The organism is Pseudomonadota bacterium (assembly GCA_040752895.1).
GTDB lineage: Bacteria > Pseudomonadota > Alphaproteobacteria.
Map to the genome: position 1 here is coordinate 194,631 of JBFMHN010000003.1, position 15,015 is coordinate 209,645.

Consider the following 15,015-nt stretch of genomic DNA (forward strand, 5'->3'; position numbering starts at 1 on the left):
TCCAATTCCATATGGAGGACCTACCCATGGCCGAAGCATCAAGCAAGGTACCGGTGAAGATGGAAGAAAAGGCTCCCGCGCGGGAAACCGCGCTGCAGGCCTGGCGGCCGTTCGAAACCCTGCGACGTGAAGTCGATCGGCTTTTCGAGGATTTCGACCGGGGATTCTGGCGGTCACCGTTCCGGCGCTCAATGTTCGACATCGAGCCGTTCTGGGGCCGCGCAAAAAGCTGGACCGCGGAACCCGCCGTTGACATCGTCGAGAAGGAGAAGGCCTACGAGATTACGGCCGAGCTTCCCGGCCTGGACGAGAAGAACATCGAGGTGAAGCTCGCCAACGGCGGCCTGACGATCAAGGGCGAAAAGCAGGAGGAGAAGGAGGAAAAGAAAAAGGACTATTACCTCCACGAACGCAGCTTCGGCTCCTTCGAGCGCTGCTTCGCGGTGCCGGAAGGCGTCGACACCGACAAGGTCGAGGCGAGCTTCAAGAAGGGCGTGCTGACGGTCACGCTCCCGAAGAAGCCCGAGGCGATCAAGCCGGAGAAGAAGATCGAGGTCAAATCAGCCGCCTAATCCTCCAGCAAATCAGCCGGCGGACTGAAGCGTAGTGCCGTCCGAGCCCCATCAGCGGCTCGGACGGCAGCCTGTGCGAGGGATCGGGAGAGCTGCCATGCGTCTTTTGATCGCGACCTTCTCCATTGTCTTGGCGTTGTCACAGTTTGCTTTGGCGCAGGAACCGCCACCAGTCCGGACAGCGAGTCCGCTGCAAGGTGTTTCGACGCTCGCCCCCCTGGTCAAAAAAGTTATGCCGAGCGTCGTGAATATCGCGATCAAGGGCCGCATGGCCCAAGAGCAGAACCCTCTGCTCAACGACCCCTTCTTTCGTCGCTTCTTCAATATTCCCGAAATGCCCGTTGAGAGGGAAATCCGCGCCGCCGGGTCGGGCGTGATCGTTGATGCGCGGCAGGGCCTCGTGATCACGAACAATCATGTCGTCGAGCATGCCGACGAGATCTCGGTCACGCTCACCGATGGCCGTCGCTTTCAGGCTAAACTGGTCGGCGCCGACGCGGATACGGATGTGGCTGTGATCAAGATACCGACGGAGAATTTGGTCGCGCTCCCGCTTGGCGATTCCGACAAGCTCGAGGTCGGTGATTTCGTGGTGGCGATCGGCAATCCGTTCGGGCTGGGCCAGACCGTCACTTCGGGAATTGTCAGCGCCCTGCGGCGCACTGGCCTCGGCATCAAGGGTTATGAGGACTTCATCCAGACCGACGCGCCAATCAACCCCGGCAATTCGGGCGGTGCGCTGGTCGATCTGCAGGGCGAGCTGATCGGGATCAATACCGCGATCATCGGCCCAAGCGGCGGTAATGTCGGCATCGGATTTGCAATCCCTTCGAACATGGTGCGCGACGTCATGGACCAGCTTGTAAAGTACGGCCACGTTCGGCGGGGACAGCTCGGCATCACGATCCAGGACCTGACCCCCGATATCGCGCAGGCACTAGGGTTGCACACCCAACAGGGAGGTGCGGTCATCGCCGGGGTTGAACCGGGGTCGCCAGCGGAGCGCGCCGGCCTGAAGGCAGGCGACGTCATCACCGAAATTGGCAAGTCCGCCGTGCGGGACTCCGCCGATCTGCGCAACAAGATTGGCCTGTTGCCCGTTGGCGAAACAACCGAACTGACAGTCTTGCGCGGCGGGAGATCCATGACTGTGCGCGCCACGCTGACGGCGCGGCCCAGGACCGTTTTGCAGGGCGGAGAGCTCAGCCCCCTCTTGGAGGGCGCTTCCTTCGCTCCGACAAGCCCAAATGCCACGGCACGCGGCATCGAAATCGTGACCATCCAGACTGGAAGCGCGGCATGGGCAGCCGGGCTGCGCATGGGCGACGTGGTCACATCCGTCAATCAGGAGCCGGTGGCAAATCCCGGCGATTTTGCGGCCAAAGTCCAGGAATCGCCGAAGCGCCTGCTGCTCAATCTCCTACGGGAGGGACGCGCCTTGTTCATCGTTTTACAGGCCTAGCAAGTAAAGGAAGCGGGCGCGCATCGAGAGAGGACGGACACGCGACAGTGCGCGAATATGGGTTCCGCCTATGATCCAAATGAAAGGAGGCAAAGACCATGAAGGCCAGTGACGTCATGTCATCGCCCGTCATTACGGTGAAGCCCTATGCATCGGTGAAGGAAGCGGCCACGCTATTTCTGGACCGTGGGATTAGCGCTGTTCCTGTTGTTGACGATGCCGGCAGGCTCGTCGGGATCGTGAGCGAAGGCGACCTGATCCACCGATCGGAGATCGGAACGGAACGACGCCGTTCCTGGTGGCTGTTGCTCGTCGCGGAGGAACAGGCGCTTGCAGCCGACTACATTAAGACGCATGCGATCAAGGTTGCCGACGTGATGACACGAACGGTCATTACCGCTACGCCGGAAACGCCGCTGCACGAAATAGCGATGACGATGGAAAAGAATGGGATCAAACGCGTACCCATTGTGAGGGATGGGCAACTTGTCGGAATCGTCAGCCGAGCTAATCTTGTGCAAGCCTTCGCCAGCAGCGGAACAAAGCTCGAAATCCCGCTGTCGGATACGACGGTTCGCGACAAGCTGATGGAGAAGCTCAAACAGCAAAGCTGGGCTCACACCGGCCTTTTGAATGTGACCGTGAATGATGGCGTCGTCGACCTCTGGGGCTTCAGCAGCTCGGAGACGGAACGCAATGCCGTTCGCGTGGCTGCGGAAACGACGTCAGGGGTACGGGCGGTCAACGATCACATTCTGATCAGGCGCATGGAAGCAGCGGCGTAGGAATCCCATCAACGTTCACGCCGCCGGTCAAGCCGGCGCGCTGGCGGCAAAGCTTTTAAAAGCGGGGGCCTGTAGCGGATTGATGTAGTCAGCGATGCGCGAAAAGGAGGAACTCAGCGCTTCCGCGGACATATCGCTGCTTACCCAAGCTGCTCGTTATGCAACGCGGTCGGTAAGGCCAGGGTTGGCGAGACTAGCGCGTGCTACCCGCTCCTAAACGTTTCGCTTACGCCGCCATTATGCGCGACACTTCTGTTCATGGCTGCCGTCGGGACCAGCGCGGCGGCGTTTACCGTGTTTGGGAAGCACCGCCGTCAGAGACACCGCACAAGGCAGCCGTTGCACTCGGTCCGGCGCGCGGTGGCAGCCGCGACCTAAATGCTGCTCACGGACCGTCCCACTTTCCCAATCTTCACAATCAGTAAAGAGGTGCAACAAGCCAAGCTGCCAAAAGCTCTGCACCGCTGGGGCCGTTTCTCGGAAGGTAACCCTTTGAATTCTGGCGCCCGCGAATCGATGATGCGTGCCGGGCTCATGTGCCGAATATCGTCGACAGCCAGAAGATGAAATTCCTTTCTCCAGTCTTATGAAGGAGAAGGATTGGTGGTGCGCAAGAGCTCCGTCCGGAGGTGTCCTCTCGGCGTCTCAGCGCTAGCGGGCTTCCACCCCCCAGCGCAGCGCTCACGGTTGCCGGCACCAAGGGGCATCAAGGCGAGCCGCGATGGTCTCCCATCGGAGTCGTTCCAAGAGATCGGCGTTCAGAACTTCAGCATGCCCCGCGGCGGTGATCCGCACGGCTTCGTGGCGGCTATCGGTATCGCGTCCGCCGCGCGCCGTGAGCGTAGATTGCGTCCGTCGTTGTGCCGATCATGAGGCCGGCACCGGGACGCATCAGCCCGGTCATCGGCCGGTTCGCCATGAGAATCAGCCAGTCTCACCACTCGACCGCATTGCCGCGGCAGTCCGTCACCGACCCCGCGCTGCCGCCTTAACGGCCGGTGTGATGTGGCGGCGGACATCGTCGAAACGGGTCTGGAAGACCGGGATGACGCGGGTCAGGGGCGCCCGTTCCTGCACGGTCGAAACCAAGGTGAAGGTGCGCGGGTGTTCAAGCCAGGGTCTCCTTGCGGGTTGAGGTTCGCAGACCGTCCCTGCATGTCTCTCAAAGCGCTAGAGTCCGCGTCGCCCCTCTCCAACCTGTCCGGCGAAAGAATTTCCCCGGCCCGCAAGCGGGCCTCCTCGCGGACGCTTCGCTCCAAATTCTCCCGCCTCCCAGGTCCTCCACTGCGTTCCGGCCGCTCGGCTCACGCTCGCGGTGATGAGGGGCGCCTTGCGGTCTCTGAGCGCCGAGCCATCGCAGGACGGTCCTGCGACGCAAGCGAAAGGAGACACATCATGGCCATCACCCTCGGCACCTTCACCAAGCTCGACGACGGCGTCTTCACGGGCACCCTCAAGACCCTCAACGTCACCGCCGCGCTCACCATCGTTCCGATCGACAAGATGTCCGAGAACGCGCCCGACTATCGGGTCTATGCCGGCCAGCGCTACGAGGTCGGAGCGGCCTGGAGCCAGGTCGCGAAGTCGAGCGGCGAGACCTACCTGAACCTTAAGATCGGCGCGCCGGAGTTCGGGCCGAACTGGGTCCGGGCCCGGCTGGTCAAGCTCGAGAACCCCAACGGGGACGGCGCCACACACATCGCGCTGTGGGAACCGCGCGACCGATAACGCCCCCAAGCCCCGTCGCGGATCGCCGCGGCGGGGCTTTCCTTCTGCGTGTGATTTCGCACGCCCGCTCGAATTCGCGGGGGGTGCCTTTTCGAGCGTCCCGGAACCCGCCCCATCGCGCCCATCCTCGCTCGGCACGCTGCCGTGTTCGCCGTCGTCGCCTGCATCGCAACCGGGGAGCGCCGAACATGGACGACGAGATCATCCGGGCCGCCAATGCGAAGAAGGGCAGTCCGTTTCTGAACACCGACCAGGCCGCCCACTATGTCGGCTTGTCGCGCCGGACGCTCGAAAAGATGCGCACGGCCGGCGGCGGTCCGCGCTTTCGCAAGCATGGCCGCTACGTCCGCTACCACATCGACGACCTCGACAAATGGTCGGCCGAGCACGGCAAGACCTCGACCTCGGAACCCGACCGTGAGCATCCCGCCCGGCCTGAGAGTCGCGGGCCACGGCGATGATCGAACGGTTTCTCACACGCGCGAAGCGGCGCCGGCGCGTGCGTAGGCGCCCGCGCACAGTCCTCGCCCTCACCTTGTTCGGGCTCGGCCTGATCGGTCTCGCGACGCTCGCCAATTCTGTGTTGTGGGCGCCGGCGCCGTGCCTGGTGTGGAACGCCAGCGCCAGCGCGCCCATCGGCTTCTATCGTGTCCTTCTGGGCGACGCTGTGCGCGGCGACCTGGTGCTCGTCCGCACACCGAAAGCCGTGCGACAGCTTGCAGCCGAACGGGGTTATCTCCCGTCGAACGTTCCGCTGGTGAAGCGCGTCGCGGCGCTCGACGGTGACGTCGTCTGCGCCGCCGGCGATGCGATCTCCATCAATGGCCGCGTCGTCGCCGAGCGGCTGGCGCGCGACCGGCTCGGCCGCCCGCTGCCCGCCTGGACCGGCTGCCATCTTCTCGATGACGGCGAAGTCTTCCTGCTCATGGAGGGCGTCTCCGATTCCTTCGACGGCCGGTATTTCGGGCCAACACCGACTGCCGCGATCATAGGGAGGCTCGCTCCGCTATGGATCGAATGATGCTCCTGATCCTCGGCGCATTGGCCATCGGACCCATCGCAAGCGCCACGCCTGCCAATGCCGAACCCGTCGCTGCGACCGATGCTGCGCTCGATCGCTGGCAGGGTTTCATCGCCGAGGCGTCTCGCCGGTTCGGCGTGCCCGAGGCCTGGATACGCGCGGTCCTGCAGGCCGAGAGCGGAGGCCGGTCAACGCTTAACGGCCGTCCGATCACCTCGCGCGCCGGGGCGATGGGCCTGATGCAGGTGATGCCCGACACCTATGAGGAGATGCGGCGCGCGCATGGTCTCGGCTCCGATCCGTATGACCCGCGCGACAATATCCTGGCAGGCACGGCCTATCTGCGCGCGATGTACGACCGTTATGGCTATCCCGGCTTGTTCGCTGCCTACAATGCTGGGCCGGAGCGATACGACGAGTATCTGCGCGATGGCCGGCCTCTGCCGATCGAGACGCGCGCCTATCTCGCCGCGATTGCGCAGATTGATCCAAGTCTGCCGTCGCCGCTTGCCGTGGCATCGGGAACGCGGCTGTTCTTCGCGCTGCGAACCACCGCCGATGCGCCGCCCGGCCGCGATGGGGTGGCGCCGTCGAGCGATCTGTTTGTCCCCCTGACCACCGTGCCGGATGGCCGGCGATGAGCGGCGCTGGTGCCATTGGAGCCCTCCCGGAGAGAGGGGCCTCGTCTCGGTATGCCTATCGTACCAGCCAGGACGAAACGCCCGTCAAGGATGCGCGGTCCCCCCAAAATGCTGGCGCATTTTGGCTCCCCCACGCCCCGCTGCGCGGCGCCTTCGGCGTCCTTGACCGGCGCTTCGCCGGCCGATGCCAGGGCCTGTCCTCGATGAGGAGGACATCAACCCTGGAGGTTCAGATGACCACGCTTCACATCCATCCGCACGCCGCATTCGACCGTTTCCCAATGCTCGTCGAGAGCGTCAAAGAGCAGTTCGGCACCGAGGGACTCATGTCGAACGTCGAGCGTTTCATCGAAGCGGAACGCGCCGATTTCCATTGGGACGGGCGGCTCGCGGAGATGAATCTCGGCGCCTATGAGAGCCTCGACGACCAAGACGAAGCGTTCGAAACCGTCGCGATCATCGGCTATTTCCGCAGCCGCTATTACGTCGCGACCTGCGTCGTGGATGCCGAACGTCACGTCCGTTGGATGCTCCGGCTACGTCATTTCGAAAGCTTTGAGAGCGCCGAAAAGGCGTTTCTGGCGGGCGGTGATTGACCCCGCCGATCGCTTCGGGAGCGGCGTCGTGACGGCGTCGCTCCCGTCACTTCAGACGACGAATCCACCTGGTGCATGGGCATCGTCTTGAGTCGAGGCCGGGCACGAGAGCGTAGGTGAGCGCAGGACGGACGGAGAGCAGATCGGAAGTCGCGTAAGGCAAGATAAAAGGGCTGTCTCCACGAGACGCCCATGTCCTTGTCTGCACATCATTATTTATAGAGACGGGTGCTGTGCCCATGGAGACTGTTTCTTGTAACTCGTTGATTTACAGCATGGCGATGGAGACGCCTTGCGATCGACGCGAGAGCGTTGCTTCCTCGTGTTCGTGGACACCATGGATCGTCCGTGAGGCGTGGTCATGACGCAGGACGACGACTTCAAGCCGAAGCTTGGGAAGATACGGTCCCAGGGCAGCAAACGCGGGCGCAAGTATCTGCACCAGATACTGCAGGCGACCGCGCTGGCCGGCGGACGCGTGCGCGGCGGTTGGTCACCCCGTCGCAGCGCCTTCCACGGCAGCCAGATCGGTCGCGGCGCCAGCATTGGCCGCATGCTCGCCACGCGCGATCGTTATGCGTCGTTCCGGAGCCGCCGTGTCGTCGTCAAATCCCGCATTGTCAAGCTCGCCGGCAACGGCATCAAGGGCGCACGGGCGCATCTGCGGTATATCCAGCGCGATGGCGTGACCCGCGACGGCCACCCGGGCGAGCTCTATTCGGCCGAGCAGGATCGCGCTGACGGCAAGGCGTTCATCGAGCGCTCGACAGGCGACCGCCACCAGTTCCGCTTCATTGTCGCGCCCGAGGATGGCGCCGAATACGACGACCTGAGGCCGTTCGTCCGCCGCCTGATGACGCAGATGGAGGAGGACCTCGGCACAAGGCTCGAATGGGTCGCGGTCGATCACTACAACACCGGCCATCCGCACAGCCACATCATCCTCTGCGGCAAGGACGACCGGGGCCGGGACCTGGTCATTGCCCGCGAGTACATCACAAAGGGGCTGCGCGAGCGCGCCGCCGAACTGGTCACGCTGGACCTCGGGCCGCGCTCCGATCTGGAGATCGAGAACCGCCTGCGCAACGAAGTCGAACAGGAGCGGCTTACCAGTATCGACCGGCGCCTGCTGCGCGACCGGGATGGGGAAGGGCTGGTCTGGTCCACCGACAGGGATGCGTTACAGCAAACCTTGCGGGCCGGCCGCCTGCAGAAACTGAAACATCTGGGACTGGCCGAGGCAGTGCGGCCGGGCCAGTGGCGTCTGGCGGACGACCTCGAGGAGACGCTCAAGCGCATGGGCGAGCGCGGCGACATCATCAAGACGATGCAGCGCGAGATGACAGCGAAAGCTCTGGTGCGTGCGGCCGCCGATTACGTGATCTTCGACCCGGCCGCGAAAGAGATCCGCCCGATCACGGGCCGGGTGGTCGCACGAGGTCTGTCCGACGAGATCAACGACCGTCATTACTTGATCGTCGACGCTCTCGACGGTCGCGCCCACTATGTCGACATCGGCAAGGGGGAAGGGACTGAGCCCACGCCCGAAGGCGCCATCGTGCGCATCGAGCCGAAGCGCCCCGAGCCCCGGCAGGTCGATCGCACGGTGTCCGAAATCGCGGCTGCCAATGGTGGACGGTATGACGTCGATATCCACCTCCGTCACGACCCGTCCGCCAACGCCGGTTTTGCAGAAACCCATGTGCGCCGGCTGGAGGCGATCCGCCGCGTCACCGGCGGCGTCGAGCGCGAGCCCGATGGAACCTGGGTGATCGCCCCCGACCATCTGGAGCGGGTGGCGGCGTTCGAGCGCCGCCAGGCACAGGCCTCGCCCGTGGTTGTGCGAACGCTGTCGTCGTTGCCGCTGGAACGTCAGGTCGGCGCCGATGGCGCGACTTGGCTCGACCGCGAGCTTGTCGCGGAGACTCCGGAACCCGTGCGCGACGAGGGCTTCGGGCGGGACGTGCGCGAGGCACAGTCGCGTCGACGGCAATGGTTGATCGCGGCAGGTCTGGCGCAGGAGGACCAGGACCGGATCGTCTATCGCGCCAACATGCTCGGCATCTTGCGTCGGTGCGAACTGAACCGCGCCGTCGGGCAGCTATCGGGCGAACTGGGGCTGAATTATGTCGAGACCAAGTCGGGAGAGAAGGTCGAAGGCATCTATCGCCGGCACATCGATCTCGCCAGCGGCCGCTTCGCCGTCATCGAGAAAGCTCGCGAGTTCACGCTGGTGCCGTGGCGGCCCGTGCTGGAGCGCAATTTGGGCAAGCTGGTCTCCGGCATCGTGCGCGGCGACAGCATCTCCTGGACCATCGGGCGGCAGCGGAGCGGGCCGTCAGTGTCGTAGAGCGCTGATTGGCCACGAAACTCGCCCATAGAAGGACTGTTGGCTATACTCGCGCAAACGGAGGTCGTTTCTCAATACGAGCGCTGCAGGTCATATATGACCAAAAGTCGGTCTTTTTCGATTTACCTGCTCAAAGAGAGCTTCGACGCGTCGAGCGCCCTTGAGGACGATCATGCCCTGGCCTCGGATGTCGAAGCTGCTAACCTTCCCGAGGGCGCGTCGATCTTCATACTGGACGGCGAACCGCGAGCACCATGGTGGCGTTCTTATTTCGGGATCGGGATAAATTTGACTCAGGCTCACAAGGGCGCACTGGTCTTCCTGCCTCTCGGCACGCGCTGCTTCGCGCTTTCCTTTGGTCATGTCGCCCACAACCTGAAAGACGCCAGCTACGAGTATGACTTCGGCCTTCGCGTAACGCTGAACAGTCTCGATCCTCAGAAGCTGAAAAGTACGGATACTCTCGATCCCGGTGTCGCCAAACGGCAGCGCACACAACTGCCGATCGAATCCGAACTGACATTCTTCGATTTCGACCGGGACAGCACGATTCTGCGTAGCCTTACCGGCAAAGTGAGGGAGGAACACAAGGATCTGTTTCGTCACGCAACCGGCAGCAGCAATCTGCGTATCAGCACCGATGTTGCCGCCGAGGGGCTTGAGGCACTTTGCACGGCGGTCCTTGCTCTCTATGAGAGCGAGGACTACAAGACGGCGTTTCCCGAAATTCAGAACATCGTTCCTGTTCGCGATCCTGGAGGGATCGCCGCTCTGAACGCCAATCTTCTTGTGGCCTTCCGGGAGCGGAACCCGGACCTCAACATAACGGTCCCGGAGATCATCAATTATAGCGACAACCTTTACGTCATGTTCGTAGGGGCAGGTCGGAGCCTCATCTACGACGATGTCTATATCGGCCGGTACTATGAATACCTGGATACGAACGAGATCGACTTTGCGGCCATCGACATTGACACGTTGAAACGTCATAAGCTCTTGCTGACTGACGAGGACGGGAATGGCCGCGACCGTCACAGCATCTTCAAGAGCCTTGTCTTCGATACCACCCTGCCCGGAGTTGCTGGTGAAACCTACCACCTCTGCGAAGGAGGGTGGTATCGGATCGACAACGACTATATTGCCCGCTTGCAGACCTATCTCGATCCACTCTGCGCCGTGAATGACCTTCCGCCCTATGATCACGCCAGTGAAGGTGCTTACAATCAGGCGGTCGCCGCGGGTGATGCTGCCGTCATCTGCCTCGATAGAAAGGACATCAGTCCGGCCGGGCACACACAAGTGGAGCCGTGCGACCTGCTGGCATCGCGGGGTGACACAGCCGTCTTCTATCATGTGAAAGTCTCGACGCTGTCAGCGCAGCTGAGCCACCTGTTCAACCAGGGAGTCAACGCGGTCGAGTTGATACGGCTTGAGCCTCAGGCCATCGACCGGCTCGAGGCCCTTATCCGAGAGGCGCTAGTTGAGGGCGATCCGGACCCGCTTGTGGCATTGATCCGGAATCGGCACTACCGCATCGTCTTCGGCATTGTTACGCGCAAAGATCCGGCAGGCCGCTCGCTGAATCTGCCGCTATTCTCACGTATCAGCCTCATGCGCAGCATGAAAACGCTTCAGTTGATGGATGTGCCCGCCACGGTCATGTTCGTCACCGATCAGACAGCCACTGCGGAGGGCCGAAAGAAGAAGCGGAAGAAGAAGGCTGAGGTTGTCGCCGGGGAGGAAGTGCCAGCCGATGCTGCGGAGTGACCGAGGCCTTGATGTGTATGGTAAATTAGAGGAACTGGCGATTCGAGGTTGATCGAGCATCGACGATCAAAGGAACGAGGGGCGCTCAGGGACCGCCGAATATAGTTTGACGGCTTCTACCGCCGGCACGTTGATCTAGCGAGTGGCCGGTTCGCCGTCATTGAGAAAGCCCGCGAGTTCACGCTGGCGCCGTGGCGGCCGGTGCTAGATCGCCATCTCGGCAAGCAGATCTCCGGCATCGCGCGGCGACAGCATCTCCTGGACCATCGGGCGGCAGCGGAGCGGGCCATCGGTGACCTAATTAGCAGTTGTTACGGCCATTATGACCTGCTATCTTGTTGTTAACAACAAGATAGCAGGTCAGCGGTGGCAGTTCACTACACTCCCGGTCAACTCCGTGGTGCGATGACAATCCCACAGGAGACCTATCGTCATTGGAAGAAGGCCTTGGCTCCCCTGCGTCGGGGGACAGGGCATAGTCCCTGTTTTACAGCGGGCGATTTACTCAGCGTTGCAATCGTGCGTGTTCTGACCGTTGATCTCGCTGTCCGGGTCGGTGCACTTTCAGCTATTGCTGAAGCTCTCTTCGAAGCGTGCAACGCCACCTCCTGGCCAACTCTGGAACGTAGCAAGCTGATTGTCGATCTAGCGACTGGCCGCCTTCAAATCAGGCCAGAGCTTGAGAACGTCGTTTCCGAGACGCCCGTGATCACCATCCCCTTGCGGCCATTGGTGAGTCACCTGCGAGGTGCGCTTCTGACCGACGGCGAAGTCGATAACCAGGAGACACTCCGCTTTCCGCCAACCCCGCTACCCTCGAAGACCGAAGCGGTATCGACGGGAGGCCGATCGTGAACGCCGTCGACATCATCGCCAAGGCCGCGCGATCCACGGGCTATCGGGACGAAGCGATCGTCCGCGACTATGCCTTCGTCGATGTTCTCGATCCGGCGGACACGACGCGAACAGTCTCGCTCGCCGCCTTTACACAAACGCCCCCGTCCTACCGGTCGGCCGCACTCGCTGCTGTTTCGGTGGGAGACGGCGATACGCTGGAGTTGGTCAAGGTGCACCGCGCGCTCGGCGCGCCGCTGCTGTTTGTCATCGAAGGCGATCAGGTTTCGCTCTGGCAGGTTCGCGGTGATGCTCCGCCGCGCGTGCTTGAACGATTGCCGGTTAACGACCTACCGGCGTTGTTCGAGCGACATCGGGAAACCTGGCGCCCGGATGCTATTCACCGCGCGAAATCGATCGGCGCCATCGACCGGAGCTACCAACTCGATTTTGTCGATCTCGGTTTGCTGCCTGCCATCGAGGGTGAAATCCATCTCAAACTCGACCGTCTTTTGGTTGACACGCTTACGGCTGCATCCGCCGCCCAACGCGGCAAGGCCCCCGAAACAAGGCTGCTGTTTCGCGTCGTATTTCGCTTGCTTGCCGCGAAGGTCTTGCAGGATCGCCAGCACCCCTATGCTCAAGGCTGGGACGCTGCCGATCTCGCCTCCGTTCTCCGTGCCATCGAATCTTACTATTCCCTGGCGTCCGTTCCGATCAGTAGCCGCCAGAAAGTGCCGCCTGCGTTTTCGGCCGCCTGGGAATGTTTGCGTGGCGGTATCAGCTTCGCCAATATTTCATCGGACGATCTAGCCTTCGTTTATGAGAATACCCTCGTTACCCCCGAAGCCCGGAAGCATTTTGGCACGCACAGCACACCGCGTCAGCTTGCCGAATATGCCGTCGCCCGATTGGAGCTTCATCGCTACAAGCCGAATGAACTAAGCGTCTATGAACCCTTCGCCGGCGCTGGCGCGTTTCTCGTTTCCGCCCTGCGGCATATGCGCGACTTGCTGCCGATCGATTGGAGCGACCAGCAGCGCCATGACTTTCTGGTCGGGCATCTCGCGGGCGACGAAATCGACCCCTTTGCCTGCGAGGTCGCGACGCTCTCCCTGATTCTGGCTGATTACCCGAATCAGAACGGCTGGCACATTGCCGAAGCTGACCTCTTCGAGGACGGGGTCCTGCAAGACCGCATCAAGGGGCGCAATGTCGTCCTCTGCAATCCGCCTTTCGAAGCCTTTACCGCCAAGGAACGATCACGCTATCCGATCGCGAGCGAGTTTTACTCCAAACCCGTGGCGGTGCTGAACGCTGCGCTTGATGTACATCCACTCGCGCTCGCCTTCGTCTTACCACGTCCCTTCATTTTGGACCGGCAATTCGCGGAACAACGGCGGAAGATCGAGAAGCTCTATGGCGATGTTGAACTAGTCGAATTGCCCGATCGCATCTTTGGCGCGTCCGTTATCGAATCGGCGCTCCTGATCGCTCGCGAGCCAAGGCCACCGGCTCCAGCCGTCATCAACTTGCGGTCGACCGAAGTGTCTGACCGTGATCGTGTCATTTTCCTGAAAACTGGGAAAACGACGACGGAACGCAATGTCGTGCGTGAGGTTGGCGATCCGCCCTCGGGAGAACTTTGGGTCCCGCCGTTGCAGGCAGTCTGGGATTATCTACAAGCGTCACCGCGACTGGAGCGTCACTTCACTATCCATCGCGGGATTGAATGGAAGTCGGCGCAAGACTCGGCTTGGGGCACTCACCGTCGCGCTGGCTACAGACGGGGACTGCACACCGCCCGGGGGGCGCGACAGTTTATGTTGCCGAATCCAGTATGGCTGGACTGCCGGGGAGAAAGACTTCGAGCTAGGGCAATCGACTTGCCATGGGACCGTCCGAAGCTGGTTGTAAACGCGGGGCGCCTAAGCCGCGGACCATGGCGTATCGCGGCGATGCTCGACAAGGAAGGGCTGCTATGCTCGCAGCAATTCTTTGGACTGTGGCCGCATGAGTCTTTTACTGACACGCAGCTTCTGACCTTCGCGGCGATTCTGAATGGGCCGGTTGCAAATGCTTTTCTCGCGGTCCATTCCCCCGCAAAGGGTATTCGAATCTCTGCCGTTGAGCAGAGTCCTGTTCCATCGGTGCTTCCATTTCATGTAGGGGAACTGGTGGCGGAGTATGTTCGGCAAATTACGGAGCCAAGAGCGTTAAATCCGGACGAGGAGCGACTGGAGGCGCTTCTTACGCAAATCGATGCAGCGGTGCTTGGTGCCTATGATCTGCCGCCACGACTGGAACGCCAGCTTCTGGAATATTTCAGTGGCGTTGATCGTCCTGTTGCGCATCCGTGGCGGCATTGGGACGTCAGCGACCCGACGCCCGGTTTGACACTGGCTGAGCGCGTGTCCAGGCGTTTTCATCCGCACGGCTCCTGGATTCAGAAAGTGTTCCAGCCATTGCCGAACGGGGAAGCCATGCTCCTGCGTACTTATGGAGCATGATCGGCCGTGGACGGATACATTCTTGACACCTCCGTCTTATCGGCTCACCTCGACCCTTCACACCACTGGCACAGCGATGTGCGGGCGGCGATCGAGGCACTGGATCAAGACTCGGCGCAGTTCGTCTCCGCGATGTCCTTGGCGGAACTCACCTTCGGTGTGCGGATGGCCGAGGCTTTCGGCGGAGCTTCTCTGCCGGCCCTTCAGCAGATGCTGATAGAGGCTCGTGCGTATGCAGTGCTGGACGTGACCCATCATACCTCGGCGGCTTATGCCGAACTGAAGACCAATCTCGCCAAGCGGTATTTGGCCAAGGCGAGCCGTCGAGATCGGCCGCGCTGGCTGGAAGAATGGGTGGATAAGACAAGTGGACAGAAACTCCAGGTCGATGAGAACGACGTGTGGATGTGCGCGCAGGGGAAGGAGCGCGACCTCATTCTCGTCACGGCTGATGGTCGCATGAGGCGGATTGCTGATGCAGATCCCGAGATCCGGCTGCTCATCCTATGACACAGCAGCGACGAGTCGCTCGAAATTGGCATATTCATTGTCATTGGAATTGTGTTTCATTTCTGACGACCGGAGACTATCGACGATCGTTCGATGTGGCCGGACGTTGTTGTTCATACCCTCTCTTACGATCTCCTTCATCCCCTCGCTTATGAGCGTAAGTAGTCGTAAATAAAGGCGATTTTCTCTTTTTATCTTCTGCCTGAATTCTGTCTCCATTCCCGAATGCGCTGTCCGCG

13 protein-coding genes and 1 pseudogene are annotated in these 15,015 nt (G+C 61.6%); all 14 read left to right on the top strand.

Annotated features, from left to right (window positions below):
• The first annotated feature begins 26 nt into the window (after positions 1-26).
• Positions 27-572 (top strand): Hsp20/alpha crystallin family protein, encoded by a 546-nt coding sequence (locus AB1781_07235; GenBank protein MEW5704359.1) that lies wholly within the window; start codon positions 27-29, stop codon positions 570-572.
• Positions 573-669: 97 nt separating this feature from the next.
• Positions 670-2,034: a DegQ family serine endoprotease gene (locus tag AB1781_07240; GenBank protein ID MEW5704360.1), complete on the top strand. Its 1,365-nt coding sequence runs from the start codon at positions 670-672 to the stop codon at positions 2,032-2,034.
• Between the two features lie 98 nt (positions 2,035-2,132).
• Positions 2,133-2,819 carry a CBS domain-containing protein gene (locus AB1781_07245; protein MEW5704361.1) on the top strand — a complete coding sequence of 229 codons (687 nt, stop codon included), beginning with the start codon at positions 2,133-2,135 and terminating at the stop codon, positions 2,817-2,819.
• Between the two features lie 1,395 nt (positions 2,820-4,214).
• Entirely contained in the window at positions 4,215-4,547 is a 333-nt protein-coding gene (locus AB1781_07250) for a DUF736 domain-containing protein (protein MEW5704362.1), read from the top strand.
• A 188-nt stretch (positions 4,548-4,735) separates the two neighbouring features.
• Positions 4,736-5,008, top strand: coding sequence for a helix-turn-helix domain-containing protein (locus AB1781_07255; GenBank protein MEW5704363.1), 273 nt, complete (start codon positions 4,736-4,738; stop codon positions 5,006-5,008).
• Between the two features lie 38 nt (positions 5,009-5,046).
• The gene (locus tag AB1781_07260) at positions 5,047-5,568 is read left to right on the top strand and encodes a S26 family signal peptidase (GenBank protein MEW5704364.1); all 522 of its coding nucleotides are present in this window, start codon (positions 5,047-5,049) and stop codon (positions 5,566-5,568) included.
• Positions 5,556-6,209: a lytic transglycosylase domain-containing protein gene (locus AB1781_07265; GenBank protein MEW5704365.1), complete on the top strand. Its 654-nt coding sequence runs from the start codon at positions 5,556-5,558 to the stop codon at positions 6,207-6,209. The genes AB1781_07260 and AB1781_07265 overlap by 13 nt, the downstream gene beginning before the upstream one ends.
• Before the next feature lie 233 nt (positions 6,210-6,442).
• Positions 6,443-6,805 (top strand): hypothetical protein, encoded by a 363-nt coding sequence (locus AB1781_07270; GenBank protein ID MEW5704366.1) that lies wholly within the window; start codon positions 6,443-6,445, stop codon positions 6,803-6,805.
• 361 nt (positions 6,806-7,166) lie between these two features.
• Positions 7,167-9,155, top strand: coding sequence for a relaxase/mobilization nuclease RlxS (rlxS, locus tag AB1781_07275; GenBank protein ID MEW5704367.1), 1,989 nt, complete (start codon positions 7,167-7,169; stop codon positions 9,153-9,155).
• Positions 9,156-9,251: 96 nt separating this feature from the next.
• Positions 9,252-10,922, top strand: coding sequence for a DUF6119 family protein (locus AB1781_07280; protein ID MEW5704368.1), 1,671 nt, complete (start codon positions 9,252-9,254; stop codon positions 10,920-10,922).
• 117 nt (positions 10,923-11,039) lie between these two features.
• Positions 11,040-11,267: pseudogene (locus AB1781_07285) on the top strand (DUF3363 domain-containing protein).
• 174 nt (positions 11,268-11,441) lie between these two features.
• Positions 11,442-11,777 (top strand): hypothetical protein, encoded by a 336-nt coding sequence (locus AB1781_07290; protein ID MEW5704369.1) that lies wholly within the window; start codon positions 11,442-11,444, stop codon positions 11,775-11,777.
• A complete protein-coding gene (locus AB1781_07295; protein ID MEW5704370.1) occupies positions 11,774-14,266 on the top strand; it encodes an N-6 DNA methylase in 2,493 nt (830 codons plus the stop codon). The genes AB1781_07290 and AB1781_07295 overlap by 4 nt, the downstream gene beginning before the upstream one ends.
• 6 nt (positions 14,267-14,272) lie before the next feature.
• Positions 14,273-14,776, top strand: a complete 504-nt coding sequence (locus AB1781_07300) for a PIN domain-containing protein (GenBank protein ID MEW5704371.1) — start codon at positions 14,273-14,275, stop codon at positions 14,774-14,776.
• Positions 14,777-15,015 lie beyond the last annotated feature (239 nt).

Excerpts from the sequence above, each read along its gene's own strand:
- AB1781_07235 (MEW5704359.1), top strand. The coding sequence starts at position 27 with ATGGCCGAAGCATCAAGCAAGGTACCGGTGAAGATGGAAGAAAAGGCT.
- AB1781_07240 (MEW5704360.1), top strand. The coding sequence starts at position 670 with ATGCGTCTTTTGATCGCGACCTTCTCCATTGTCTTGGCGTTGTCACAG.
- AB1781_07245 (MEW5704361.1), top strand. The coding sequence starts at position 2,133 with ATGAAGGCCAGTGACGTCATGTCATCGCCCGTCATTACGGTGAAGCCC.
- AB1781_07250 (MEW5704362.1), top strand. The coding sequence starts at position 4,215 with ATGGCCATCACCCTCGGCACCTTCACCAAGCTCGACGACGGCGTCTTC.
- AB1781_07255 (MEW5704363.1), top strand. The coding sequence starts at position 4,736 with ATGGACGACGAGATCATCCGGGCCGCCAATGCGAAGAAGGGCAGTCCG.
- AB1781_07265 (MEW5704365.1), top strand. The coding sequence starts at position 5,556 with ATGGATCGAATGATGCTCCTGATCCTCGGCGCATTGGCCATCGGACCC.
- AB1781_07270 (MEW5704366.1), top strand. The coding sequence starts at position 6,443 with ATGACCACGCTTCACATCCATCCGCACGCCGCATTCGACCGTTTCCCA.
- rlxS (MEW5704367.1), top strand. The coding sequence starts at position 7,167 with ATGACGCAGGACGACGACTTCAAGCCGAAGCTTGGGAAGATACGGTCC.
- AB1781_07280 (MEW5704368.1), top strand. The coding sequence starts at position 9,252 with ATGACCAAAAGTCGGTCTTTTTCGATTTACCTGCTCAAAGAGAGCTTC.